At 43.5% G+C, this 26,364-nt stretch carries 26 protein-coding genes; 21 read left to right on the top strand and 5 right to left on the bottom strand.

Annotated features, from left to right (window positions below):
* The first annotated feature begins 30 nt into the window (after window positions 1-30).
* Window positions 31-1,671, top strand: a complete 1,641-nt coding sequence (locus OW255_RS08430) for a SulP family inorganic anion transporter (protein WP_268116357.1) — start codon at window positions 31-33, stop codon at window positions 1,669-1,671.
* Window positions 1,672-1,782: 111 nt separating this feature from the next.
* Here OW255_RS08430 and pdaA read toward each other — a convergent pair whose 3' ends face one another.
* Window positions 1,783-2,535: a delta-lactam-biosynthetic de-N-acetylase gene (gene pdaA / locus OW255_RS08435; RefSeq protein WP_268116589.1), complete on the bottom strand. Its 753-nt coding sequence runs from the start codon at window positions 2,533-2,535 to the stop codon at window positions 1,783-1,785.
* Between the two features lie 373 nt (window positions 2,536-2,908).
* Window positions 2,909-3,844, bottom strand: a complete 936-nt coding sequence (gene arcC, locus OW255_RS08440) for a carbamate kinase (RefSeq protein ID WP_268116358.1) — start codon at window positions 3,842-3,844, stop codon at window positions 2,909-2,911.
* Window positions 3,845-4,060: 216 nt separating this feature from the next.
* On the opposite strand from arcC, the gene OW255_RS08445 reads away from it, so the two are divergent.
* From OW255_RS08445 to OW255_RS08460, 4 genes are all read left to right on the top strand, one after another.
* On the top strand, window positions 4,061-4,810 hold the full coding sequence (locus tag OW255_RS08445) for a CPBP family intramembrane glutamic endopeptidase (protein WP_268116359.1): 750 nt from the start codon (window positions 4,061-4,063) through the stop codon (window positions 4,808-4,810).
* Window positions 4,807-5,826 carry a glycosyltransferase family 2 protein gene (locus OW255_RS08450; protein ID WP_024836352.1) on the top strand — a complete coding sequence of 340 codons (1,020 nt, stop codon included), beginning with the start codon at window positions 4,807-4,809 and terminating at the stop codon, window positions 5,824-5,826. Before OW255_RS08445 ends, OW255_RS08450 begins: the two co-directional genes overlap by 4 nt.
* Before the next feature lie 158 nt (window positions 5,827-5,984).
* Window positions 5,985-6,407, top strand: coding sequence for a MarR family winged helix-turn-helix transcriptional regulator (locus tag OW255_RS08455; RefSeq protein ID WP_024836351.1), 423 nt, complete (start codon window positions 5,985-5,987; stop codon window positions 6,405-6,407).
* A gap of 67 nt (window positions 6,408-6,474) precedes the next feature.
* On the top strand, window positions 6,475-7,299 hold the full coding sequence (locus OW255_RS08460) for an alpha/beta hydrolase (protein ID WP_268116360.1): 825 nt from the start codon (window positions 6,475-6,477) through the stop codon (window positions 7,297-7,299).
* Window positions 7,300-7,407: 108 nt separating this feature from the next.
* Here the strand turns inward: OW255_RS08460 and OW255_RS08465 are convergent, their stop codons facing one another.
* A complete protein-coding gene (locus OW255_RS08465) occupies window positions 7,408-8,064 on the bottom strand; it encodes a phosphatase PAP2 family protein (RefSeq protein ID WP_024836349.1) in 657 nt (218 codons plus the stop codon).
* 392 nt (window positions 8,065-8,456) lie between these two features.
* On the opposite strand from OW255_RS08465, the gene OW255_RS08470 reads away from it, so the two are divergent.
* Both OW255_RS08470 and OW255_RS08475 read left to right on the top strand, forming a co-directional pair.
* Window positions 8,457-9,149, top strand: a complete 693-nt coding sequence (locus OW255_RS08470; RefSeq protein WP_024836348.1) for an NUDIX domain-containing protein — start codon at window positions 8,457-8,459, stop codon at window positions 9,147-9,149.
* A gap of 139 nt (window positions 9,150-9,288) precedes the next feature.
* Window positions 9,289-10,623, top strand: a complete 1,335-nt coding sequence (locus OW255_RS08475; RefSeq protein WP_268116361.1) for a serine hydrolase — start codon at window positions 9,289-9,291, stop codon at window positions 10,621-10,623.
* A gap of 81 nt (window positions 10,624-10,704) precedes the next feature.
* Here the strand turns inward: OW255_RS08475 and OW255_RS08480 are convergent, their stop codons facing one another.
* Window positions 10,705-10,941, bottom strand: a complete 237-nt coding sequence (locus OW255_RS08480; protein ID WP_024836346.1) for a helix-turn-helix domain-containing protein — start codon at window positions 10,939-10,941, stop codon at window positions 10,705-10,707.
* 93 nt (window positions 10,942-11,034) lie between these two features.
* On the opposite strand from OW255_RS08480, the gene OW255_RS08485 reads away from it, so the two are divergent.
* From OW255_RS08485 to OW255_RS08520, 8 genes are all read left to right on the top strand, one after another.
* Window positions 11,035-11,253, top strand: coding sequence for a hypothetical protein (locus OW255_RS08485; protein WP_024836345.1), 219 nt, complete (start codon window positions 11,035-11,037; stop codon window positions 11,251-11,253).
* A gap of 75 nt (window positions 11,254-11,328) precedes the next feature.
* Complete coding sequence (locus tag OW255_RS08490; RefSeq protein ID WP_268116590.1) at window positions 11,329-12,183, top strand: metallophosphoesterase; 855 nt, start codon at window positions 11,329-11,331, stop codon at window positions 12,181-12,183.
* Between the two features lie 83 nt (window positions 12,184-12,266).
* Window positions 12,267-13,091: a segregation and condensation protein A gene (locus OW255_RS08495; protein ID WP_024836343.1), complete on the top strand. Its 825-nt coding sequence runs from the start codon at window positions 12,267-12,269 to the stop codon at window positions 13,089-13,091.
* A complete protein-coding gene (gene scpB, locus OW255_RS08500) occupies window positions 13,084-13,746 on the top strand; it encodes an SMC-Scp complex subunit ScpB (RefSeq protein WP_024836342.1) in 663 nt (220 codons plus the stop codon). The genes OW255_RS08495 and scpB overlap by 8 nt, the downstream gene beginning before the upstream one ends.
* A complete protein-coding gene (locus OW255_RS08505) occupies window positions 13,743-14,180 on the top strand; it encodes a dUTP diphosphatase (protein ID WP_024836341.1) in 438 nt (145 codons plus the stop codon). Before scpB ends, OW255_RS08505 begins: the two co-directional genes overlap by 4 nt.
* Before the next feature lie 34 nt (window positions 14,181-14,214).
* On the top strand, window positions 14,215-14,991 hold the full coding sequence (locus OW255_RS08510) for a tetratricopeptide repeat protein (protein WP_024836340.1): 777 nt from the start codon (window positions 14,215-14,217) through the stop codon (window positions 14,989-14,991).
* Window positions 14,992-15,004: 13 nt separating this feature from the next.
* A complete protein-coding gene (hflX, locus tag OW255_RS08515) occupies window positions 15,005-16,249 on the top strand; it encodes a GTPase HflX (protein ID WP_268116362.1) in 1,245 nt (414 codons plus the stop codon).
* 163 nt (window positions 16,250-16,412) lie between these two features.
* Window positions 16,413-18,782, top strand: a complete 2,370-nt coding sequence (locus OW255_RS08520; protein ID WP_024836338.1) for a ribonucleoside triphosphate reductase — start codon at window positions 16,413-16,415, stop codon at window positions 18,780-18,782.
* 98 nt (window positions 18,783-18,880) lie between these two features.
* On the opposite strand, the gene OW255_RS08525 is transcribed toward OW255_RS08520, so the two are convergent.
* The gene (locus OW255_RS08525) at window positions 18,881-19,321 is read right to left on the bottom strand and encodes an RrF2 family transcriptional regulator (RefSeq protein WP_024836337.1); all 441 of its coding nucleotides are present in this window, start codon (window positions 19,319-19,321) and stop codon (window positions 18,881-18,883) included.
* 200 nt (window positions 19,322-19,521) lie between these two features.
* Between OW255_RS08525 and OW255_RS08530 the strand changes: the two genes are divergently transcribed.
* The 6 genes from OW255_RS08530 (at window position 19,522) to OW255_RS08555 (ending at window position 26,295) form a co-directional block, all read left to right on the top strand.
* Window positions 19,522-20,862: an MATE family efflux transporter gene (locus OW255_RS08530; RefSeq protein WP_035317991.1), complete on the top strand. Its 1,341-nt coding sequence runs from the start codon at window positions 19,522-19,524 to the stop codon at window positions 20,860-20,862.
* A gap of 2 nt (window positions 20,863-20,864) precedes the next feature.
* Complete coding sequence (locus tag OW255_RS08535) at window positions 20,865-22,775, top strand: NAD(+) synthase (RefSeq protein ID WP_268116363.1); 1,911 nt, start codon at window positions 20,865-20,867, stop codon at window positions 22,773-22,775.
* A gap of 13 nt (window positions 22,776-22,788) precedes the next feature.
* On the top strand, window positions 22,789-23,568 hold the full coding sequence (locus OW255_RS08540) for a TrmH family RNA methyltransferase (RefSeq protein WP_024836334.1): 780 nt from the start codon (window positions 22,789-22,791) through the stop codon (window positions 23,566-23,568).
* 115 nt (window positions 23,569-23,683) lie between these two features.
* Complete coding sequence (locus tag OW255_RS08545) at window positions 23,684-24,124, top strand: NfeD family protein (RefSeq protein ID WP_024836333.1); 441 nt, start codon at window positions 23,684-23,686, stop codon at window positions 24,122-24,124.
* Between the two features lie 2 nt (window positions 24,125-24,126).
* Window positions 24,127-25,056: an SPFH domain-containing protein gene (locus OW255_RS08550; RefSeq protein ID WP_268116364.1), complete on the top strand. Its 930-nt coding sequence runs from the start codon at window positions 24,127-24,129 to the stop codon at window positions 25,054-25,056.
* A gap of 81 nt (window positions 25,057-25,137) precedes the next feature.
* Complete coding sequence (locus tag OW255_RS08555) at window positions 25,138-26,295, top strand: patatin-like phospholipase family protein (protein WP_024836331.1); 1,158 nt, start codon at window positions 25,138-25,140, stop codon at window positions 26,293-26,295.
* Window positions 26,296-26,364 lie beyond the last annotated feature (69 nt).

The raw sequence follows: 26,364 nt of genomic DNA on the forward strand, positions 1-26,364 counted from the left end.
AAATATAAAATATACAAAGGATAAGGAAGCATGAAAGATATGGTACCCCAGTTTTTTTTATCAGTGAAGCATTACACAAAAGAGCAGTTTATTAAGGACTTTATATCGGGAATTATTGTTGCTATTATTGCACTTCCTCTTTCCATAGCCCTTGCCCTTGCCTCTGGAGTGACTCCGGAACAGGGACTTTATACGGCGATTGTGGCTGGTTTTGTCATTTCCTTTTTAGGAGGCAGCAAGGTACAGATCGCAGGTCCTACAGCAGCATTTGCTTCGATTGTTGCAGGCATTGTGATAAAAAACGGTATGGATGGCCTTGCTCTCGCTACTGTGATGGCAGGTATCATTCTGGTTCTTATGGGAGTGCTCCGCTTAGGAAGCCTCATCCGCTTTATACCTTTTACCATAACCACTGGATTTACCACTGGTATCGCAGTCACCATATTAATTGGTCAGATCAAAGATTTTCTTGGACTGACCTTTATGGAGGCACCGGTGGAGACCATGGGAAAGCTAAAACAGGTGGTTTTGTGCTTTGACACCTTTAATCCCATGACATTTCTTGTTGGAGTCTTAGCCCTGGGAATTCTTGTGGTCTGGCCCAAATTTGTGAAAAAGGTTCCGGCTTCTCTCATTGCAGTAGTAGTGACCGCTTTTTTTGTAAAGGTCTTTGAGCTTCCGGTCAATACCATTGGAGACCTTTATACCATATCACCAAGCCTTCCGGCATTTCATGCACCTGTTTTTTCCTTTGAATTGATGCGAAAGGTTCTGCCTGATGCCCTGACCATTGCGGTGTTAGCAGCCGTAGAGTCCCTCCTCTCCTGTGTGGTGGCTGATGGAATGACAGGAGGCAGACATAATTCCAATATGGAACTTGTTGCTCAGGGAGTCGGTAATACCTGTTCTGCATTATTTGGAGGAATTCCGGCGACCGGAGCCATTGCACGGACTGCCGCCAACATTAAGAATGGAGGCCGGACTCCGGTGTCAGGTATGGTACATGCAGGACTTCTTTTGCTGGTTCTCGTTTTCCTTATGCCTTTTGCAGCTCTTATTCCCATGCCAGCCATTGCAGCCATACTTTTTATGGTGGCTTATAATATGAGTGAATGGAGAGAATTTCTTTCTATACTTAAGACAGCTCCTAAAAGTGACTGGTCAGTACTCTTGGTTACCTTTATTCTGACTGTGGCATTTGATCTTGTAACTGCCATTGGTGTGGGACTGGTGATCGCCTCCCTGCTGTTCATGAAACGTATGGCTGATGTGGCAGAGGTTAGCGGCTGGCGGTATCTGGAGGATGAGAAGGAAATTGCTGACGGTGATCATGTGGATTTAAAGCCTGTACCAAGACACGTATCCGTATTTGAAATCAATGGCCCCATGTTCTTTGGAGCAGCTGATAAGATATCAAAGGTAGTGCTGGAGGACGGAAAGCGAGTGCTGATTTTAAGAATGCGAAGCGTTCCGGCCATGGATTCTACGGCATTAAAAAGCCTTCATAAGCTTTATGAGAATTTAAAAAAGAAAAATGTGGTTCTGGTTCTTTCCCATGTAAACCAGCAGCCAATGTCCATTATGGAGAAGGCTGGTTTTGCAGATTTGGTAGGAAGAGAGAATTTTGCCGGTAATATAGATGATGCGCTATTGCGTGCATCAGGACTGTAGTCCATTTGTAAAATAAACCTTTAAAAGCCGCTGAAGAAAGAGTTCAGCGGCTTTTAGCATGCAATCGGTCGTTCCGCTTTTTGGGACGGCCAGTTTTATATATTGTTCTTTTTATTTCTGCTCAGCCACCAGCTGATCCAGAGATTTAAACTTATAACCCATTTCTTCATACTTGGTCAGCAGCTCGTCAAGAACCTGTGCGTTGGTACTGGAGGTGCTGTGAAGCAGGATAATGGCACCGGGATGAATTCTTCCAAGAAGCTTTTTAAAGGCTTCCTCCTTTGAGGGCTGTTTATCCTGATACCAGTCAACATAGGCAAGACTCCAGAAAAAGGTCTTATACCCCATATCCTTTGCCATCTGTAAGTTAGCCTCGCTGTATTTCCCCTGAGGTGGACGGTAATATTTCTTCATGGGCTGTCCTGTGGTTTTTTCGTATAAGGTCTCTAAATCCTTTAGCTCTTTTTCAAAGGAATCCTTAGAAGACATCTTAGACATATCCGGATGATGGAAGGTGTGGTTTCCTACTGTGTGGCCTTCTGCAATCATACGCTTTACAAGGTCAGGTGCGGTTTCTATGTAGTTTCCTACCACAAAAAAGGTTGCTGGGGCATTGTGTTTCTTTAACGCATCCAGTATGGCAGGAGTGTTGCCGTTTTCGTAACCGGCATCAAAGGTAAGATATAAGACTTTATCCGGTGTTTTCTGGGCGTAATAGGAATCAAATTGTTTTAAATAATCCATGGTGGCATTGGCTACGGGAGGTTGGCCTTCCTGTTGGAAGCTAAGACCCCAGTTCCCGTCAGCGGCCGCTGTAACCGCCTTTTGATGTGAGGTAAACATAGCGCCCATGCGACCAGCCATAAAAGCACAGAGAAACAGGAGAAAAATCTTAAGAGACCATATGCCCGTTTCCGGAGAAACAGGAATCGACCGGATCTTTTCCGTTATCTTTAGATTTTTTGGAAACTTCATATCGATAAACTCCGTCAGTATATTTGTTTCAATATATGAAGTGAGATGCGTTCCTATTCGACATAATTTCATGGAGAGACCAAAGAACCTATATAGGGGATACTGTTTTTGAAAATAAGGGGAAAGAAAAAACGTGAAATGTGATTATTTCCGTAGAAATGGGAATCACGTTCCCTTTATATAGAAATGAAAGGATAAGAAAAAGGCAGGAGATGTAAAATCATATCCCCTGCCATAAATTATGAATTCAATAATATAAAGATTATTCTGCGATAATGGTGCCGCCCTTATCTTCAAGGCTTGCCTTAGCCATCTCCAAAGAAGTAATAATCGCTTTTCTATTTCTTCCGTGTCCAATGAAATCAACAGAAGCTTCAATCTTTGGAAGCATGGAAGAGGATTCAAACTGACCGTCCTGAATGTAATCAGAAGCCTCTTTTAAATTCATCTGACTGATTGGAGTCTCATTTGCTTTTCCGAAATTTAAATCCACATGATCCACACTTGTAAGGATCATAAGCACATCGGCATCAATTTCCTTAGCAAGAAGACCGGCTGCACGGTCCTTTTCAATGACAGCGCTGGCTCCCTTTAATACATAGCCCTGCTCCATGACCGGGATACCGCCGCCACCGCATGCGATCACGATCTGATCTGCATCCATGATGGCTTTAATGATATCAATCTCAACAATGGAAACAGGCTTTGGAGAAGCCACAACTCTTCGAAAGCCCTTGCCAGGAACTTCCTCTACATAATTTCCCTTTTCTTCCTCTAATTTTGCATCCTCTGCCGACATAAAACGACCGATTGGTTTCATAGGGGTGTAAAATGCTTCATCATACGGATTTACCATCATCTGGGTCAAAATCGTTGCCACTGACTTGTAAATTCCTCTTTTTAACAGCTCCGCGCGTATTCCGTTTTGAAGGTCATAACCAATGTAGCCCTGACTCATGGCAGAACATACGGACATGGGGGCGGAAGTATAACCATCATGCAGCTTGCCAAACTCATTCATGGCGGTGTGGATCATGCCAACCTGGGGAGCGTTGCTGTGAGTGACTGCTACCTGCCAGCCGGCTTCAATAAAATCAGCGATCACCTTGGCAGTTTTGCCAACCGCTTCTTTTTGCTCAGGCAGATTTGTTCCCAAAGCATTATGTCCCAACGCCATAACAATACGTTTTTTTGCCATATCAGTTTCCTCTCAGTTCCATCGTAATTTTATTAAAAAAGATAAGGATATTATATTATCCGGCGGTAAAAAAAGCAACAGGTTTTAAGGAATGGAAGAGTATGAAGAAAAAGGTATGGTAATTTTTCGAAAGAATTATAAAAATAATTATGGATATCTTAAGATCAGGTGGTATAATGTTTAGAAAGAAACTTAAAAGCGAAAGGACTCCTATTCATGATACCATTGATACTCCATCTCATAGTTCCAATGTTTTTTTATACCGGAGTTTCCAGCTTATTGTTTCTGAATTTTAAGTTAAGCGCATTAACTTCAGCTGCTTTGTCCTCTATCCTTTGTACGCCCTTTCTCTATCTCTTATACCGAAGGGATCAAAGGGAGCGCAGCAAACCAACCATAAGCAAAAAGCTTTATGGCTCTCTATGGTATATTCTGCTGTTTGGAGCAGCTTTATGCGTGTTTGGCAATGAAATCGTGGCGATAACAAGGCTGGATTACTTATCCCCGGCCTATGAAGAGGCGAAGAAAGCAATTTATACACCGCCGGTTCTAATGCAGATTGGAGCTGCCGGAATTTTAATACCCATTGCCGAAGAATTTATTTTCAGAGGGCTTTGCTTTGCCGCTTTGAGGGACAGACTCTCTTTTCTTAAATCTGCCCTGATATCTGCGGCATTATTTGGGATTTATCATGGAAATCTCCCTCAGGGAGTGTACGCTTTTATTATTGGAATCGCACTTGCCTGGCTTTATGAGGTGTCGCATACCCTGCTGGCACCTATCCTTCTTCATATATCAGCCAATTTACTGTCCCTGCTTATAACCAATACAGCGATGGGGACTTTGCTGGTGGGAAGGGAGAATGGAACAGCGATGGCAGTTACAGCCATTTTGTCTTTCCTCGTATCGATATTTAGTGCAATGCGGATTTATAGAAAAAATCAATTAAAGGAGGATTTGGTGTGAAACTCTTATCTGTAGCAATTCCTTGCTATAATTCTGAATCTTACATGAGGCACTGCATTGAATCACTGTTGCCCGGCGGAGAAGAAGTTGAGATTCTTATTGTAGATGATGGCTCAACTAAAGATAATACAGGAGCCATCGCTGATGAATATGAAAGCAGATATCCAACTATCTGCAAAGCGATTCATCAGGAGAATGGAGGCCATGGAGAGGCCGTCAATGCCGGACTTAGAAATGCAACCGGTATTTATTTTAAAGTAGTAGACAGCGATGACTGGGTAGACTATTCTGCCTATATGGAAATATTAAATACCTTAAGAGATTTTGTATACGGCGAAAAGACCCTGGATATGCTGATCAGCAATTTTGTATATGAAAAAGAAGGGGCAAAACGGAAAAAGGTGATGAACTACAGATCAGCTCTTCCTAAGAATGAATTATTTGACTGGGATGATGTTAAAGTATTTATCCTTGGCCAGTACATTCTGATGCATTCGGTGATTTACCGGACAGACCTTTTAAAGCAATGCGGACTGGAGCTTCCAAAGCATACCTTCTATGTAGACAATATTTTTGTATATCAGCCCTTACCTCACGTTAAGACTATGTATTACCTTGACGTTAATTTTTACCGGTATTTTATCGGAAGAGAAGATCAGTCTGTAAACGAACAGGTGATGATCGGGCGGATTGACCAGCAGATACGTGTGACAAAGCTGATGCTTGGTTACTATGATATCATGAAAATCAAGCAGCGAAAGCTTCGCCGCTATATGATTCGGTATCTGGAAATCATGATGACCGTTTCCTCCATTCTGGCAATCAAATCAGGAACAGAGGAAAACTTAGAAAAGAAAAGAGAGCTGTGGCAGCATTTAAGAAAACTGAATTTAAAACTGTTTCTCCGCCTTCGATGGGGATTCATGGGACAGGGACTCAACCTCCCTGGAAAAAGCGGTATGAAATTCCCAATTGCAATTTATAAAATGACCCAAAAGTTCTTTGGGTTTAATTAATAACAGGAGTAAATCACAACCTATATAAATACGGATTCCTTATCCTGTGTTTATCCAGCGGGGAGTGGTTTACTCTTTTTTTGCTTTATCAATCTGCAGTATTATTCTTTCAATGAATGGCACTTGACATTGGTTTGATATCAAACTATAATGAAACCATGAATCCAAATGACATCATTTCATTAATTTCCAAAATAAGAGATAAGGTAAACAAGCGTCTGATTGCTGAGATGGAGTTCCATGGAATAGAAGCAATTGTAACTTCCCATGGAGATATTCTATATGCTCTGGATCAAAAGAACCGAATGACTATGGCAGAAATAGCTTCCGTAATCAGGAAAGATAAGTCCACAGTTACTTCACTGGTAGATAAGCTGGTTAAGCTTGGGTACGTGTCAAAGGAAAGGGACACAGAGGATACCAGGGTCATATACGTCACCCTTACCAGAGAAGGGCAAGAACTTATGCCTATCTTTCACCAGATATCCAGGGAGCTCTTAGAGGCTTTTTATGTCGGAATTACAGAGGAAGAAAAAGAACTATTATTTTCTCTTTTAAACAGGGTATATACAAATCTGTAATTTTTTACTCATATAGTTTGATGTCAAACTAAAATCATATCAGTTCGCATAGGGAAAGGAAAATACGATGAACGATTATACGAAATTATTGCCGGAGCATATGGAAATGTATATTGGCGAAAATGACCTGTTCCTGGAAATATACCAAGGAGTCTTAAAAGGGACTTATAGTAAAACGAAGCCTCCCTTGCTATTTCTTCATGGAGCGTATACGGGAAGCTGGATGTGGAGCAAATATATTCCCCATTTTGTTAAAGCTGGTTTTGATTGTTATACCATGAACCTAAGAGGTCATTATAAAAGCAGATGCGTGGATTTATCTAAGGTCACTTTTGAAAATTATCTGGAAGATATAAAGGAAGCTCTTTTAAGATGTGAAGAACCACCAGTTATGATTGGGTTTAGTATGGGTGGGATACTGACTCAGAAGATTGCTGAATCTGAGAATTTAAAAGGCATGATTTTAATTGACTCCAGTACATGCAGACAGGTATATGAAAAAGCCCCCTATGAACATCTTAAGAGGAGTGCCCCTGTGGATATTGTCCCAGCCCCGGAACGAAAGGAAACCTGCAGCGCGGATGAATCGTTGGAGGATATAGAATTTCAGCGAAAATATCTGACCATGGAAGCGGGCAAGGCTTTCTCGGCATGTTCCATAACCTTTGGAGCAAGTGATGGGATACCAATCGATAACACCCGTATTACCTGTCCGGCCCTGGTTATAAGAACGGCCAATAATGAGGAAGAAGAACATCGGTTAAAAGTGGAAGCAGATTATTTTCATGGAGATTATGCTGGAATGAAACCGGCCACCCATACAGGGCTTTTGGTTGGACAAAAATACCATAAGGGCGTTGAAGTGATCCTGAAGTGGCTGGAAAGATTCTAATCTACTGAGAAAGACAACTTTTGATCAAAGCACGAATAATTTAGTTGGCTATAAAAAAGGGTACTACCAAATCACGCAATGAAATGTGATTTGGCGGTACCCTGTATGTTACCCAATTGCTTTTTCGGAAACCTTTTTTCTGCTGGGCTCATAGCTTCCTGCGTAAACGAAGTAATACATGATATATGCCATAGCCATGGCACCAAAGCCATCAAATGCGGAATGCTGTTTTAAAAATACAGTGGCAAGACAGATAGAAACCATCAGTACAAAGGAAGCAGTCTTGACCAAATGATGTTTCCTCAATCGTTCGCTTCTGATAACAGCCAGATGCACACAAATGGAATTGTACACATGAATGCTTGGGAAGACGTTGGTACAAGTATCTGCGGCATAAAGATAAGAAACCGTCTTAGCAAAAATATTTTTTGAAGGGTCTATGACAGGCCTGAAATCCGTTCCATTAGGAAATACAGTGCAGATCATAAGGCTGATTGTCATTCCCGTAAAAAGCATGGTACAAAGCTTGTAATAGCTTTTTACGTCGGTAAGGAAAAAGAATCCTATGGCACCAGCCACATAAAAAAACCATAAAAGATAAGGTATGATGAAATATTCGTTAAATGGAATCAGATCATCAAGTGCAATATACATGATATGGTAGTTGCTTGTTACCGTTTTTTCCAGGTACATAAACCATGGAAGATAAATAAAAGCGTAGCCCAGCAACCAGGCGTGGCTGTATTTCTTCAATAGACTTTTCATTATAAGTCACCATTCTCCGTTCTTGTGGTCAGGATTTTATTGATCAACTTTGGTGGATTATATCATACTCGTTTTCACAGTACAATAGTATTTCAAAAATGTTAATATTTTATTCCATGAAGTTTTATTTTCCCGTTAAAATTTACCAGTTGTAAAAATAATCTTTTTATAAAATAGTTGATACAGCGTCAATCTTTGTGTATAGTATATAAGCAGACTTTAATTAGCAGAGGATGGAAATCAGGAGAACATAGCGGTGAAAGACTTCAGGCAGTGCCCTAGGCTGCCTGTTTGATAACCATAGGAAATCCAGTATTCTAGCTGTGGCAGAGTGCAATCATCATTGTACTTTGTAAACGGTATTCTAAGATTCTGGTAGGAAGAAGGACAGAATGGAACGAAAGAATGAAGAGGGATTGACGGAAAAGGAGTTTCTTTTGCAGTATCGTCCGGGGGATTATGAACGTCCATCCGTGACGGTTGATGTGCTGATTTTTGCGGTGGATTTAGAAGAGGAAGATGCGGAAGCGGAAATCCTTTTAATCCGGCGGAAAAATCATCCTTACATCGGACATTGGGCAATACCAGGAGGTTTTGCAGGTCTTGATGAGTCGCTGGAAGAAGCGGCTGCCAGAGAGCTTTATGAAGAGACAGGGGTAGAAGGGATATGCTTAGAGCAGCTCTATACCTGGGGCGCTGTGAAACGGGACCCCAGGACAAGAGTGATATCCGTATCTTACCTGGCTGCCGTACCAAAAGATCAGTTAAATCCTATGGCATCTGATGATGCAGAAAAAGCAGGTTGGTTTAAGGTAAGGAAAAAGAAGCTTTCTGATTTGGAGAACGGATCAACCTATTCACTCACAGTTGAAAACGACGAAGATCATATTTATATGACATACCGTATCACCGAGACCTATCACCGTCAGGGACTGATGTGGAAGAAGGAGACGGAGATCGAGCTTTTACCAGCGATTGATATGCTGGATCAGGAGAAACTGGCGTTCGATCATGCGGAAATTTTAAATGTTGCCATGGACCGGCTGGAAGAGCTGGAAAAAGAATATAGGGAACAGAACTTTTAAAAAAAGCGCATTATCCATCCGGGTGATGCGCTTTTTGCCATAAGTTTGTAAGAAAAATTTAAGCGGAAAAATTTGGATTATGTGATATACTGTTGGAAGAAAATAGACGAGCAGGTACATATTTACAGGAGAAGAGGAAATGACAAAAAAATCACTCAGACGATGCAGTCTGGCAATCGTTTTCAGTATACTTGCATCAATACCTACCTATGGTGATGTTCCTGTGGTCCAGCCCTTTCCGGGTTCTACCGGCCAGAATACGGAAAACTCAACCGGGCCAGGGGCAGGACTACCAGGGAGCAGCACACAAGCAACAGAGCCAGCCGCTTCACAAAGCACAGGCAACACAGCAAATACCACAAATGCATCTAATATAGCTCAGCCTCAGATCGCCTCAGAGGGTGCGGTCCTGCTAGATGCCCAGACTGGTACCATTCTATTTGGAAAGAATGCTGAAACCAGATATTATCCTGCCAGCATAACGAAGTTAATGACAGCCCTTCTCGTAGCAGAGCGGACAAATTTATCGGATACCGTTGTATATTCAAAGACAGCCACAACGAATCTGGAATCAGGAGCCGTTACCTTAGGACTGGTGGAAGGCGACCGCCTTACTGTGGAACAGAGTCTTTACGGTCTTATGCTGAAATCCGCCAATGAAGTGGCCAATGGACTGGCAGAGCATGTTTCAGGCAGTGTCAGCGGCTTTGCTGCTCTTATGAATGCAAAGGCCAAAGAGCTTGGGTGTACCAATACCAATTTCGTCAATCCCAATGGCCTGACAAGTTCCAGCCATTATACGACGCCCCGGGATATGGCTCTCATTGCAAGAGCTGTTTTTCAGAATGATAAAGTGAGAAAGGTGACCTCCACAGTAAGTTACCAGATACCTGCAACGAAAAAAGCAGGAGCCAGAACCATAACCATGGGACATAAGATGATCAATTCCGGAGACGCAAGGTATTACCCCGGTGTCATCGGAGGAAAGACAGGCTATACCTCAGCAGCAGGCAATACCTTAGTCACTTGCGCGGAGAAGAACGGAGTCCGTCTTATTGCCGTTGTAATGAAAAGTAAGTCCACTCACTACGCAGATACAAAGGCCCTGTTAGACTACGGGTTTGCTGTAAAAGGCAGTGGGAACACTCTGACACAGAATTCTTCCGGGGGCTGGGAGAAAAGTGGCAGCCATTGGTTTTATAAAAAACAGGATGGGAATAGAGCAGCCAGTCAATGGCTGAATATCGATGGAGCAGATTATTATTTTAATCCAGATGGAACCATGGCAACCGGCTGGCGGGAATTATCAAGCGGCACCTGGTATTACTTAAAACCAAGCGGCGCCATGGCTCGCAATTACTGGGTAGAGAGCAGCAGCCTGTGGTATTATTTAGGCGGAGATGGGATTATGCTAAAGAATACTACAACACCAGATGGTTATAAGGTGAACGGGTCAGGTGTATGGGTAAAGTAATCCTTCTTTATATGTAAAAAAAGAGCCATTCAGGCTCTTTTTTCGTCTTGGGTCATACGTTAAAGCGGTCAGTCCTGGATTTTATGTTTCCTGGTCTGTTTCGGTGGAGACTTCCATAATATCTGCCCGGTATTCCATAATTTCCTCTACGCTGCAATCTAATATTTTGCAGAGCATATCAATGGTGTGGGTGGATACAAAATTATTTTTCTTAAGCCTACCGATTTGTCCGGCACTAACCTTATAATACTTAATCAGATGATACTGGCTGACGTTTTTCTTTTTCATGGTCTCCCACAGCCTGTCATAAACAATCATATATGTCACCTCTAACCATAATTAAACCGTGAGTATCTGGTATTGCATATTATCCATAATTGGCGTATATTATAAGCAAGGAGGAATATACCAATGAAAAGAAATGTGTTTAATGCAATTTTTTATCTGATTTGTTTTTTGGTTATTTGTTGTTCCATCTACCGCCTTGCGTTTACGGTTCCCCCTCAGCCAGGAACTCAGGGATATAAAGAGTATTTTTTTAGTACGATTGTTATGAGCGTAGGAATTGGCTTAATGGTAATACTGCCGAATCTGGTCATTGAGTATCTGGCAGGAGACTGGTTTTCTTAAGCCTTGACGATGCAGGCAGTTCATTGTATGATGAAAAGACAGCAGGAAAATAAAACGGAAGTTGAGGAAAACCATATGTTATTTGCTGCCGGAGTTTTTTGTCTCGCTGCCATCGCAGGCTTTTTATTGCGTTCAGAATATGAAAAGGAACAGCTTTCCGAAGAACATATTGTTCTTAAAAGCGATAAAGTCAGAAAGGATCATCGGATTTTATTTCTTTCTGATTTACACAATCATGAGTTTGGTGAGAATAACCAGAAGCTGCTTGAAACGATTGACCGGATCAGTCCGGAACTGATTCTTGTGGGTGGTGATATGCTCGTCAGCAAGGGAAGTGCGGACACCATGGTTCCTCTAAGTCTTTTTGAGAAGCTGGCGGACCGCTATCCGGTGATCTGCGGAAACGGCAATCACGAAAACAGGATGTGCTGGCAGCCGGAGGTCTATGGAAAGCAGTACGAGGAGTACAGAGACGGCTTAAAGAACCTGGGTGTAAAGGTTCTTGAAAACACAACAGAGCTTTTTGGCCAGGACCTGGCTGTGACTGGTATTGATTTGGAATACCCTTATTACAAAAAGTTTCATCGGGAAGAATTGACCAGGGAACGCATCGAAAAAAAGGTGGGAAAGGCAGAGAGAGAACCGTTTCAGATTCTTCTGTGTCATTCCCCCCTTTATTTTCGTGGATGCAGGAGCTGGGGAGCTGATTTGACCCTTTCAGGACATTTTCATGGAGGAACCATAAGACTTCCTGTATTAGGAGGAGTCATGACTCCACAATTTCAGTTTTTCAACCCCTATTGCGCCGGGACCTTTGAACAGGACGGCAGGTATATGATAGTCAGCAGAGGCCTTGGGACTCACTCCATTAATATCAGGTTCAACAACAAACCCCAACTGGTAGTAGTGGATTTAAAACGGAAAACATGATTTTGGGTCTGGCATATATTTACAGATGAAGCAGGATTTGTTATACTAGTCCGTGGTGCATTAGATGTGCGTTGGAGGAATGTATGGGAATCTCTTATAAACTGGATATTTTTGAGGGGCCGCTAGACCTGCTGCTTCATTTGATTGAAAAGAATAAAGTGAATATTTATGATATTCCCATTGCGACCATTACGGAACAGTACTTGGAGTATGTCAGTAACATGGAAACAGAGGATTTAAACATTGTCAGCGAGTTCCTTGTTATGGCAGCAACACTGATTGATATTAAGGCACGCATGCTTCTTCCAAAAGAAGTGAACGAAGACGGGGAAGAGGAAGATCCCAGAGCAGAACTGGTGGCGCGTCTTTTAGAATACAAATATTACAAATACATGTCTTTGGAATTAAAGGACCGGGAGGTAGGGGCTGACCGCCTGTTTTATAAAGACAGCACCCTTCCGCCAGAGGTGGCAAAGTATGAGCCACCGGTGGATTTGGATAAACTCCTTGACGGACTTACCCTGGCAAAGCTCCAGGAGATCTTCAGACAGGTAACAAAACGAAAGTCTGACCGGATCGATCCTATCAGAAGCAGCTTCGGCAACATCAGAAAGGAATCCGTCAGTCTGGAGGACAAGATCTTATCCGTTATGAGCTATGCCAGACAGCACCGTAAGTTTTCCTTTCGCAAGATGCTGGAGAGGCAGACGGATAAAGTGGAGGTTGTTGTAACGTTTTTAGCGCTCCTGGAGCTGATGAAGATCGGAAAGATCCGTTTGACCCAGGAGTATTTGTTTGATGATATGCTCATTGAGACCCTGGAAGAGGAAGGGGAAGAAGGAGAGCTTGATTTAACGGATTTAATGGAAGATGAACAAGGAATCAGGGGAGAGGAAGCAGATGGATAAAGAAACTCTTTTTGAGGAAGGGCTAAAAAAAATCACAAAAGAGGAAAAAGCATGGGAAGCAGTGATTGAAGCAGTTCTTTTTACCATGGGCAATTCTGTGGAATTAAGCCGTCTTGCGGCAGCCATCGGACAGGATGAAAACGCGGCAAGAGAAGCAGTTCTCCGCCTGAAAAAACGTTATGATACAGGGAAACGGGGCATGCAGATCATAGAGCTTGAAAACAGCTATCAGATGTGTACCCGTTCCGAATATTACGAACATCTCATCCGTGTGGCAGCTACACCTAAAAAACAGGTATTATCCGATGTGGTTTTGGAGACTCTCTCCATAATTGCCTATAAACAGCCGGTTACAAAGCTTGAAATTGAAAAAATCAGAGGTGTAAAATCAGATCATGCGGTCAATAAGCTGGTAGAATATAATCTGGTCTACGAGGTAGGGCGGCTTGATGCCCCAGGCCGGCCGGCACTGTTTGCCACAACAGAGGAATTTTTAAGAAGATTCGGGATTGGATCCACTCAGAATCTGCCGGTTGCAGATCCTGTAGTAGCGGCTGAGATCCGTATGGAAGTAGAAGAAGAGCTTTCTGGCAGCGGAGATCTAATGACAGATGACGATAAGAAAAAAGAGGATTTACAGGAGGAAATAAGGTGACAGGAACCATTAAAATAAAGTATTTTACAGAGGAGATCGAGCGCCTTTCCTACATCGGAGGGAAGTCAGACTGGATCGACTTAAGAGCGGCTAAGGAAGTGGAGATGAAGGCTGGTGAGTTTAAGCTGATTCCTCTTGGTATTGCCATGGAGCTTCCGGCTGGCTATGAGGCACACGTAGTTCCAAGAAGCAGTACCTTTAAAAATTACGGCATTATTCAGACAAACAGCATGGGAATCATTGACGAGACCTATTGCGGAGATAATGACCAGTGGTTCTTTCCGGCTTATGCCTTAAGAGACACTGTCATTCATATCAATGACAGAATATGCCAGTTCCGCATCATGGAGCATCAGCCTGCCTTTGAATTTATGGCGGTGGACATGCTGACCAATGAGGATCGGGGCGGTCACGGAAGTACGGGAAAACAATAGCATTCATAGCTTTTATAAAGTTGGAGATAATAGCATGAGAAAAAAGACTGGATATGCAGCTTTTGCTGTTCTTATTGGTCTGGTGATTACCTTATCCCAGGGCTGTGGAGGCAAAGACAGCAGATATACGTACCGGGATGCAGGGATCACTGCCTTACAGGAAGGTAATTACGAGGAGGCAATCGCGTCCTTTGATAAGGCCATTCATTCCTCAAAAGGTCTGGTCCAGAAGGTGGATATCGATATATTAAAATATCGGGCGGAAGCAGAGTTTTTAGCAGGTAATTATAAAGAAGCCGGAGAAACGTATGATAAGCTCATAAAAGCTGACGGTAAAAAACCGGAATATTTAAATCTGCGTTCCATATCAAGAGCGGAAGCAGGAGATTTAACCGGAGCCTTGGAGGATTACAAAAAGAGCGGGGAAACGGAAAAGGATTTTAAATCCCCGGGAAAACTAAATGCCCTTCTATCCGTAGGAGCTCTTATGGAAAAGAACGGAGCGATAGAGGATGCCATGGCTCTGTATCAGGAGGCTTTAACAGCAGGGCAAAAGGGTGCCAGACTCTACAATCAGCTGGGGCTTTTAAGTATGGCAAAGAAAGACTATGATTCCGCCTTAAGTTATTTTGACCGGGGTCTTTCCTCCGAAGACAGCGGTGAGGTGCCTGAGCTCTTATTTAATCAGGCAGTTGCCAGGGAGTATAAGGGAGATTTTAAAGAGGCCCTGACATTGATGCAGAAGTATGTCTCCGTTCACGGTCCAGATGAGGCCGCGGAGCGGGAGATCACGTTTTTAAAGACGAGATAGGTTGGTTGAATCTATGGGAGAACTAATTGATTTAAAAGAAATAGAAGAAAAGGTCATACTCATCGCTGTCAGTACAGGGGATGGGGATGATACCATTGCTTCCGTTGATGAGCTGGAAGAGCTTGTGAAAACAGCGGGAGCAGTGACTGTGGATAAGATGATACAGAACCGGGAACGGATCCATCCAGGAACCTATCTTGGAAAGGGCAAGATCCAGGAGGTGAAGGAACGGGCGTGGGAGCTTGATGCTACAGGTGTGGTTTGTGATGATGAGCTCTCTCCTGCACAGCTTCGAAATCTGGAACAGGCACTGGATATGAAGGTGATGGACCGAACCATGGTAATCCTCGATATCTTTGCTGCCAGGGCCAGTACCAGAGAGGGAAAGATTCAGGTAGAGCTTGCCCAGTTAAAATACAGGGCTGCCCGTCTGGTGGGGCTCAGAAGCTCTTTATCCCGTCTGGGAGGCGGAATCGGAACCAGGGGACCTGGTGAGAAGAAGCTGGAGATGGACCGCCGTTTGATACACGACCGAATCAGTATCTTGAAAGCGGAGCTTGAGGATGTAAAACGCCACCGGGAAGTCGCAAGGCAGCAGAGGGACAAAAATCACGTAACCGTGGCTGCCATCGTAGGTTATACCAATGCGGGTAAATCCACGTTGCTTAACCGGCTTACTGATGCAGGAATTCTGGCTGAGGACAAGCTGTTTGCGACACTGGATCCTACCACCAGAAACCTAAACCTTCCTGGCGGACAGCAGATACTTCTTACGGATACCGTAGGATTTATTAGAAAACTGCCTCATCATCTGATTGAAGCCTTTAAAAGTACGCTGGAGGAGGCAAAATACAGTGATATCATCCTTCACGTGGTAGATGCCTCAAATCCTAACATGGATATGCAGATGTATGTAGTGTATGAGACCCTCAGGGAGCTGAAGGTCAGCGATAAGGTGATGGTAACTGTTTTTAACAAAATGGATGCAGCAGACCCTCAAACCACTCTTCGGGACGTTACCTCTGATCATCAGGTGAAGATTTCGGCCAGGACAGGAGAGGGGCTTGATGAGCTTTTAAGCCTTGTGGAAACGATTTTACGAAATCAGAAAATACATCTAGAAAAAGTCTATTCCTACAACGAAGCAGGTAAGATCCAGCTGATCCGTAAGTATGGACAGCTGTTAGCAGAAGAATACCGGGACGACGGTATCTATGTAAGTGCTTATGTACCATCGGAGTTGTTTGCCAGTTTATAAGGCAGAGCCGATGTAATTAACGACGAAAGAAAACACAATATGTAGAAGTGGTGTTAAAAAACCAATCTACATATTGTGTTTTTTATTTCGCTCTGTTATAATACTTTTGTGTTTTAATTTTGAAGTCAAAAAGGGGTTCTTATAGGAAAGGAGTTAGGTTTTAATGATCCAGGTGGTTAAAAGAGATGGGGAAATAGCTGAATTCAGCCTAGTTAAGATCACAGAAGCCATTAAGAAAGCGTTTAAGGCGACACAAAAAGAGTATAACGATGAGATTTTACAGTTGTTGTCTCTCCGGGTAACAGCAGATTTCCAGACCAAGATGTCAGAAAGCCAGGTATCTGTGGAGGAAATTCAGGACAGTGTGGAGCACGTGTTAGAGCAGGCCGGATATACAGATGTGGCAAAGGCTTATATCCTTTACAGAAAGCAGAGAGAAAAAGTCCGGAATATGAAGAATACGATTCTGGATTACAAAGATGTGGTAAACAGCTATGTGAAGGTGGAGGACTGGAGAGTCAAGGAAAACTCTACGGTTACATATTCCGTAGGAGGTCTGATCTTAAGTAATTCCGGTGCTGTTACGGCAAATTACTGGCTGTCAGAAATATACGATCAGGAAATTGCAGATTCTCATAGAAATGCAGATGTACATATTCATGATTTATCCATGCTGACCGGTTATTGTGCAGGCTGGTCCTTAAAGCAGCTTTTGATGGAAGGCCTTGGCGGTATTCCAGGTAAGATTACCTCTTCACCGGCAAAGCATTTATCTGTGCTATGCAATCAGATGGTTAATTTCCTCGGAATCATGCAGAATGAATGGGCTGGCGCACAGGCATTTTCCTCCTTTGATACGTATCTGGCACCTTTTGTAAAGGCAGATAACTTACCATATGGGGAAGTGAAAAAATGCATTGAGAGCTTTATTTTCGGCGTAAACACTCCAAGCCGCTGGGGAACACAGGCACCCTTTTCCAATATCACTCTGGACTGGACGGTACCATCTGATATGGCAGAACTTAATGCCATCGTAGGTGGAAAAGAGATGGATTTTAAGTACAAAGACTGCAAACAGGAAATGGATATGGTCAATAAAGCGTTTATCGAGACCATGATCGAAGGGGATGCCAATGGAAGAGGCTTCCAGTATCCCATTCCCACCTATTCCATTACAAAGGATTTTGACTGGTCCGATACAGAAAACAACCGACTTCTTTTTGAAATGACATCCAAGTATGGAACTCCTTATTTTTCTAACTATATAAACAGCGACATGGAGCCAAGCGATGTAAGAAGCATGTGCTGCCGCTTACGCCTTGATCTGCGGGAACTTAGAAGAAAGACTGGAGGCTTCTTCGGCTCTGGGGAAAGTACCGGTTCTGTAGGCGTCGTGACCATTAATATGCCAAGAATCGCTTATCTGGCTAAGGATGAAGCCGACTTTATGAGTCGTCTGGATCACATGATGGATATTTCCGCCAGATCCTTAAAGGTAAAGCGTGAGGTCATTACGAAGCTTTTAAACCAGGGCCTCTATCCCTATACCAAACGGTATCTTGGCACCTTTGAAAATCATTTCTCCACCATAGGCTTAATCGGAATGAACGAAGTAGGGTTAAATGCCAGGTGGCTGAAAGAAGATTTATCAAAGGCAAGAACTCAGAAGTTTACAAAAGACGTATTAAACCATATGAGAGAAAGGCTCTCTGATTATCAGGAACAATACGGCGACCTTTATAACCTGGAAGCAACTCCGGCAGAATCCACGGCTTACCGTCTTGCCAAGCATGATAAAGAGCGCTATCCGGGAATTAAGACTGCCGGGAAGGAAGGAGATACTCCTTACTATACCAACAGCTCCCACCTTCCTGTGGAGTTTACGGCAGATATCTTTGATGCTCTGGATATCCAGGATGAGCTTCAGACGCTTTATACCTCCGGAACGGTATTCCATGCGTTTTTAGGAGAGAAGCTCCCGGACTGGCAGGCGGCTGCCAAGCTGGTAAAAACCATAGCGGAGCATTATAAGCTGCCTTATTATACCATGTCCCCGACCTATTCCATTTGTGCGGAGCACGGGTACTTATCAGGAGAGCATAAGATCTGTCCCCACTGTGAAAAACCGGCAGAAGTATACAGCCGGATTACTGGTTATTACCGTCCGGTGCAGAACTGGAATGAGGGAAAAACCCAGGAATATAAAAACCGGATCACCTACAATCCGCTGGGTCTTTCAAAGAATAAGGTATCCTCTGAGGAAAAAGCACAGAAGGTACTTACTAAGAAAACAGAGATTCCAACGGGAGCATATCTGTTTACCACAAAGACATGTCCAAACTGCCGTACGGCAAAGGAATTCCTGGAACATGTAGAATATGAAACTGTGGATGCAGAGGAAAATGCAGAACTGGCGCAAGCCCTTGGGATCATGCAGGCGCCTACGCTGGTAGTGGTAAAGGAAGGTCTGATTCATAAGATTACCAATGCTTCTGATATTAGAAAGTATGCAGAGCGGGCAGGGCAGTTATAAAGAACGGCCTTAGAAGAGTATATAAAAAAATGCGTCTTGACTGGCTTTAAAGGCCGCTCAAGGCGCATTTCCATGCTAAAGTATGGGTATTACGGATACTATATCTCATAATGATGATATTCACGGTCCAATCTTCTTTGTTCTTCCACCAGGTCAGCAAGGGTAATATTGTCGATGACACCGGAGATTGCGTCGTCCAGCTTCTTCCATACCATAAGGCTTGCACAGATATCTGCACGATGGCAGTGGTTTACCTCATCCTCCATACAGGCGACTGGGACTAAACTGCCCTCAGCAAGCCGTAGAATCATGCCAACGGTATATTCCGAAGGATCCTTAGTAAGAAAATACCCTCCCTTGGCACCTCTGCGGCTTTTCACGAGACCGGCCCGGCTTAGGATGGTTACAATCTGTTCTAAGTACTTGTCCGAAATTTCCTGACGCTGAGCCACCTGATTAATCTTTGTACATTCGTTGGGATGAAGTGCAAATTCAAGCATCATACGAAGCGCATAACGCCCCTTGGTAGAAAATGTCATTGCTAAAAATCTCCTTCCTAATTATTCTTATCTGTTTAGTAGGATATTAGTGTATTTTACACGAAATACCAGAAAAAGTAAACCTTAAATTCTCCGGCTTCCCAATTTGGTAAAATGGATGTATACTAATACACATTGGGAGGACTGGAGAAGAGCAGGAGGATCATGTGAGTAAAAAACAAAGAGCAGATCATGTAATTATGACAGAAGGTGTTATTTGGAAACAGCTGCTTGCTTTTTCCATGCCGCTTCTCATCGGAAACTTATTTCAGCAGCTTTACAACACCGCGGATTCCATCGTTGTAGGTAATTTCGTGGGAAGTGAAGCCCTGGCAGCCGTAGGTTCCAGTAATTCCCTGATTAATTTAATCATTGGTATGTCAATGGGAATCGGTACCGGAGCGGGAGTTATCATATCCCAGTATTATGGAGCAAAGGATGAGGAAAAGCTTTATGATGCCGTCCATACATCCATTGCTTTAAGCCTGTTAGGAGGCGTCCTTTTGACAATACTTGGCGTCGTTTTGTCCCCGGTTCTCTTGATCTGGATGGGGACACCAGCTGAGGTATTGCCTGGCGCTATCTCCTTTTTGAGAATTTTCTTTCTGGGCTCCATTTTTAATCTGGTGTATAATATGGGGGCAGGAATCCTTAGGGCAGTGGGCGATTCCAAACGGCCTCTTTATTATCTTTGCGTTTCCTCTGTGGTGAATATTGTACTGGATCTTGTGTTTGTGGTTCTCTTTCAGATGGGAACAGCAGGCGCTGGATTTGCGACGGTAATTGCTCAGGCAGTCTCTTCTGTGCTGGTTGTGATGGCACTGATGAGAACAAAGGAAAGCCATCGGCTTATCCTATCGAAGATACGAATCGATAAGAAGATGATGAACAGAATCTTAAAGCTTGGAATCCCAAGCGGTATTCAGCAGTCAATTATTTCCCTGTCAAACGTTGTGGTCCAGGCCAATGTAAACAGCTACGGAGCTGCTGCCATGGCTGGATTTGGTGCTTATTCGAAAATCGATGGTTTCGCCATGCTGCCCCTTCAAAGCTTCTGTCTGGCCGCTACGACCTTTACCGGTCAGAACATCGGTGCGGGTAAATGGAAACGGGTGAAACAGGGAATATTACAGGGAATCATCATAAGCATGATATACACGCTACTTATTTCCGTTGTATTGTTTCTGGATGCCGAGCGCATTCTTTCGATATTTTCACCGGATAAAGATGTCATCGCTTATGGAAATGCCACTATGCTGATTCTTCTTCCGTTTTACTGGACCCTTGCTATTCATCAGATATTAATGGGCAGTATCAGAGGCAGTGGGCGAACCATAGTCTCCATGCTGATCGGCGTTGGAAACATGTGTATTCTTCGTATGATATACATTAATCTATTGGTTCCGTTTTTCCCCAGTTTTGAAGCAGTGATGTGGTGTTATCCTATCACATGGATAACAACGACGATTATGGATATTATTTACGCCTTAAAGGCAAAATGGATACCTACAGACATTGATAAAAAGATAGGAGATAAATAAGGATGAAACATGGATATATCCGGGTTGCGGCAGCGACCCCTGACGTAAAAGTGGCAGATCCGGAATTTAACCGGGAAAAAATCTGTGAGCTGATTAAAGAAGCAATAAGAAACCATGTAAAAATTATCGTGTTCCCTGAACTTTGTCTTACTTCCTATACCTGCGGAGATCTTTTCGGACAGGATGCTCTGCTCCACAAAGCAAAAAAGGAACTGAAAGAGATTTTAAAGGCAACCAAGGGCCATGATATCCTTGTTTTTCTCGGCATGCCATGGGAGAACCTTGGAAAGCTTTATAACACAGCAGTAGCGGTGCAGGACGGTAGGATTCTTGGAATTGTTCCAAAGAAGAATCTCCCTAACTATTCTGAATTCTATGAGCTTCGCTATTTTGAATCAGGCAATGAAATTCCTGTTTTCACCAAATGGGAAGGGCAGGATATCCCGATGGGAACGAACTTAATCTTTGCCTGTGAGGACATTCCAGGTCTTATGATAGCGGCTGAGGTCTGTGAGGATGCCTGGGTTCCAAACCCCCCTTCCATTCGTCACGCACTGGCAGGAGCTACGGTCATTGTAAACTGTTCTGCCAGCGATGAAACAACGGGGAAGGATATATATAGAAGAAGCCTGATCACAGGCCATTCTGCCTGCCTGGTGTGCGGTTACATCTATTCCAATGCAGGAGAAGGAGAATCCACCCAGGATCTCGTGTTTGGCGGCCAGAATCTCATTGCGGAAAATGGAACGCTCCTGGCTGAATCCAAGCGGTTTGGCAACGAGACCGTATATGGAGACATGGATCTGGAGCGCATCAATCATGAGAGACGGCGGATGACAACCTTTCCTCCTGCGGACAGAAGCAATTACACCGTAATTCCCTTCCCCATGAAAAAAGAAGAGCTTCACTTAAAACGCCATATCGACCCAAGGCCCTTTGTCCCGGATAATGAAGCGGAGAGAAGCAGACGCTGTGAAGAAATCATTGCCATTCAGGCAATGGGGTTAAAAAAGAGACTTTCTCATACTGGATGCCGAAGTGCGGTCATCGGTATTTCCGGAGGTCTGGATTCTACCCTTGCGCTCCTTATCACAGCAAGAGCCTTTGATATGCTGGAGATACCAAGAAATCAGATTCATTCGGTGACCATGCCCTGCTTTGGAACTACGGACAGGACGTATCAGAATGCCTGCCAGCTGACCAAAGAACTGGGGGCTGAGCTGACAGAGGTCAATATAAAAGAAGCGGTTACCATTCATTTCAGGGATATTGGACACGATCCTGACGTTCATGATGTGACGTACGAAAACTCCCAGGCCAGGGAGAGAACTCAGATCCTTATGGACTTGGCTAACCGGTTCAATGGTCTGGTGGTCGGAACGGGAGATATGTCTGAGCTGGCCCTGGGCTGGGCCACCTATAACGGTGATCATATGTCCATGTACGGAGTCAATGCGTCGGTGCCAAAGACATTGGTGCGCCATCTGGTGCGGTATTATGCAGATACCTGCGAGGAAGAGACCTTAAAAGAGGTACTGCTGGATGTCCTTGATACCCCGGTCAGTCCAGAGCTTCTGCCGCCAAAGGACGGAGAAATCGCTCAGAAAACCGAGGACCTTGTAGGGCCTTACGAGCTTCACGATTTCTTCCTGTACCAGATTCTAAGATTTGGCTACCATCCGGAAAAAATCTACCGGATGGCTGTTTACGCATTTCGGGGTCAATATGAAGATGAGATTATTTTAAAATGGCTCAAGGTCTTTTACAAAAGATTCTTCAGCCAGCAGTTTAAGCGCTCCTGTATGCCGGACGGTCCAAAGGTTGGATCGGTAGCGGTATCACCAAGAGGAGATTTAAGAATGCCAAGCGATGCGGTAAGTCGTCTGTGGCTGGAAGAATTGGATCATTTATAGAAAGAGGTATGTTATGATTACCAGCAGTGCCAATGCAAAAGTAAAACAGGTAATGAATCTGGCAAAAAAAGCGAAGGCAAGAAAGCTTTCAGGTCTTTTTGTAGCGGAAGGTTTACGAATGTTTCGGGAGATTCCAAGAGACAGAATTGACAGTGTTTATGTATCTGAGAGTTTTATAAAGGATGAGTCCCATCGGAAGCTGGTAGAAGGACTTCCCTTTGAAACGGTAGCAGACGATGTTTTTTCTGTTATGTCTGATACACAGACGCCTCAAGGCATTTTGGCTCTTGTCCGTCAGTATTCCTATGAAGTTGGGGATCTTCAAACCGTCACTTCTCCTGCATTCCTTATGATACTTGAAAATATTCAGGACCCAGGAAACTTAGGCACCATAATAAGGGCAGGAGAAGGCGCAGGAATTACCGGTATTATTATGGATGATACCACGGCGGATATCTATAATCCCAAGGTTATCCGTTCTACTATGGGTTCTGTCTGCCGGGTGCCATTTCTCTATACCAGCGACCTTCCCGGTACGTTAAAGAATTTAAAAGCCCAGGGAGTAAGACTTTATGCAGCTCATCTGGAAGGCAGGAATAATTATGAAAAAGAGGATTATACTGTTGATACAGGCTTTTTAATTGGAAATGAAGGCAACGGCCTTACGGAGAAAATAACCGCTATGGCAGATGCTCTGGTAAGGATTCCTATGATGGGGCGTGTGGAATCCTTAAATGCAGCAGTCGCTGCATCTGTACTTATGTTCGAGGCCGCAAGACAGCGAAGACAATAAGCGTCAGAAAAATGTAAGGCTTTTATTGGCGTAAATATTGAGAAATATTGAAACATATAGTATGATAGTGACACAGACAGATTTGCCGTAACCGGCAGGGAAGGGGAATGATAATATGGAAGCGATCTATTGGTTGATTGCCTTCGTGGTGCTTTTAGGAATAGAAGCAGTTACCATGGCTCTTACCACCATCTGGTTTGCAGGGGGAGCATTGATTGCATTTTTGCTGGCCTTATTCGGTGTGAATGTACAGGTTCAGCTGGCAGCATTTGTAATCGTGTCCTTTGTTCTTTTGTTTTTCACCAGACCATTTGCACTGCGGTATGTAAACAAAAACACCGTAAAGACGAATATTGACAGCCTTATCGGTAAGCATGCAAGAGTCACTGCCGAAATCAATAACATCGAGGCAAAAGGGGCTGTTTTACTTAACGGTCAGGAATGGACTGCAAGGGCGCTTAAGGATGATAGTATTTATCCTGTGGGAACAATGGTGGAAGTAAAGGATATCCGAGGTGTTAAGTTGATTGTAAGTAAGGAAGAGGAGGAAACATAAGTATGTTAGGTTTTGCATTAGTAATTATTGTACTGATTATTATTCTGGTATTACTGGCCTCATGTGTGCGTATCGTGCCACAGGCTCAGGCTTTAGTTGTAGAACGTTTGGGAGCATTTTTAGAGACATGGACAGTAGGTGTGCACATTAAGCTGCCAATCATTGACCGTGTGGCAAAGCGTGTGAATTTAAAGGAACAGGTAGCTGATTTCCCGCCACAGCCTGTAATTACAAAGGATAACGTTACCATGAGAATTGATACGGTAGTATTTTTCCAGATTACAGATCCTAAGCTTTATGCTTATGGAGTGGAAAATCCTATTATGGCCATTGAAAATCTGACAGCTACCACCCTTCGTAATATCATTGGTGATCTGGAGCTTGACCAGACTCTGACTTCCAGAGAGACCATCAATGCAAAGATGAGAGAAACACTTGATATTGCTACTGACCCATGGGGGATTAAAGTAAACCGAGTAGAGCTTAAGAACATTATGCCTCCGGCTGCCATTCAGGATGCCATGGAAAAGCAGATGAAGGCAGAGCGTGAGCGTCGTGAAGCTATCTTAAGGGCAGAAGGTGAAAAGAAATCCACTGTCTTAGTTGCAGAGGGTAATAAGGAATCTTCAATTCTCTATGCTGAGGCTGAAAAGCAGGCAGCAATTCTTAAAGCGGAAGCGGAAAGAGAAAAGAGAGTCCGTGAAGCAGAAGGTGAGGCAGAAGCGATCTTAAAGGTTCAGCAGGCTACCGCTGATGGTATCCGCATGATTAAAGAGGCAGGAGCTGACCGTTCTGTACTGGTGATAAAGAGCCTTGAGGCATTTAAGGCAGCTGCTGACGGAAAGGCAACGAAAATCATTATCCCGTCTGAGATTCAGGGATTGGCAGGACTTGTTTCTTCCATTACAGAGATTCCTAAGGATATGGAATAATTGGATTTTTAAATTACCGCAGCAGGGGGCGCAATGCTTCTTGCTGCGTTTTTCAGTCAAAGGAAGGTTTGAGGAGGTCTTATGGAACTGAAACTGGATTTGGATAAGGAGTATGGACTTGTACTGGAAGGCGGCGGCGCTAAGGGTGCTTATCAGATTGGAGCCTGGAAGGCACTAAAAGAAGCCGGAGTAAAGATAAAAGGTATCGCAGGGGTATCCGTAGGCGCTTTAAATGGCGCACTGATCTGTATGGATAACTTAGAGCGGGCGGAAGAAATCTGGAAGAACATTGATTATTCCAAGGTCATGGCAGTCAGCGATGATACCATAAAAGCACTAAAGAACAAGAATTTCAAATCATTAGGTCTCACCGAACTTATTAACAGCGGACTGCAGTTTTTTAAGGACGGAGGATTTGATGTTACACCTTTAAAGAATCTGATTTCAGAGGTAGTGGGAGACGAAGGGGAGATCCGCAACTCCTGCAGAGAGCTTTTTGCGGTAACATATTCGGTATCAGACAGAAAAGAGCTGGCCGTAGATGTGAGGACCAGCGAGATTGGCACGGTAAAGGATATGCTTCTGGCAAGTGCTAATTTTCTTGCTTTTAAAAATGAGAAGCTGAATGGAAAGAAATATATCGATGGCGGCGGATTCAACAATGTTCCCATCAACGTTCTTTTAGATCACGGATATCAGGATATAATCGTCATACGTATCTATGGCTGGGGCTTTGATAAGGAGCGGGTAGTCAAAATACCGGAAAATGTCACTGTGTCTCACATCGCTCCCAGGCAGGACTTAGGAGGAATCCTTGAGTTTGACAAGCGCCTTGCAAGAAAGAATATGACCTTAGGATATTATGACGCCCAGAGACTTTTGTATGGGCTTTGCGGCAAGGTCTATTACATTGACGCACCTAATTCAGAGCCTTATTATTTTGACCGTATGATGTCTGAACTGGAGCTGTTAAAATACTATATTAAGGATATTGTGACCGAAGAGGGGATGGAAACCTTAACCGGATACAGAACTTTTACAGAGAAACTGTTTCCCAAGCTGGCAGCTGATTTTAAGCTGAAAACGGATTGGGATTATAAGGACATGTACCTGGCGCTTTTGGAAGATATGGCCAGACGTCTAAAGGTAAAACGCTTCCAGATCTATACCGTGGAAAGCCTTTTTGACGAAATAAAAAGAAAAATAAAATTGCAGGAAGAACAAAATCCCGTTTTATAGCCTCTTTTATAAAAATGTGTTGCATGTTTATGCATGATATACTATAATGATGTATAAAAATACAACATA

The sequence above is a fragment of the Lacrimispora xylanolytica genome (genome assembly GCF_026723765.1).
GTDB lineage: Bacteria > Bacillota > Clostridia > Lachnospirales > Lachnospiraceae > Lacrimispora > Lacrimispora xylanolytica.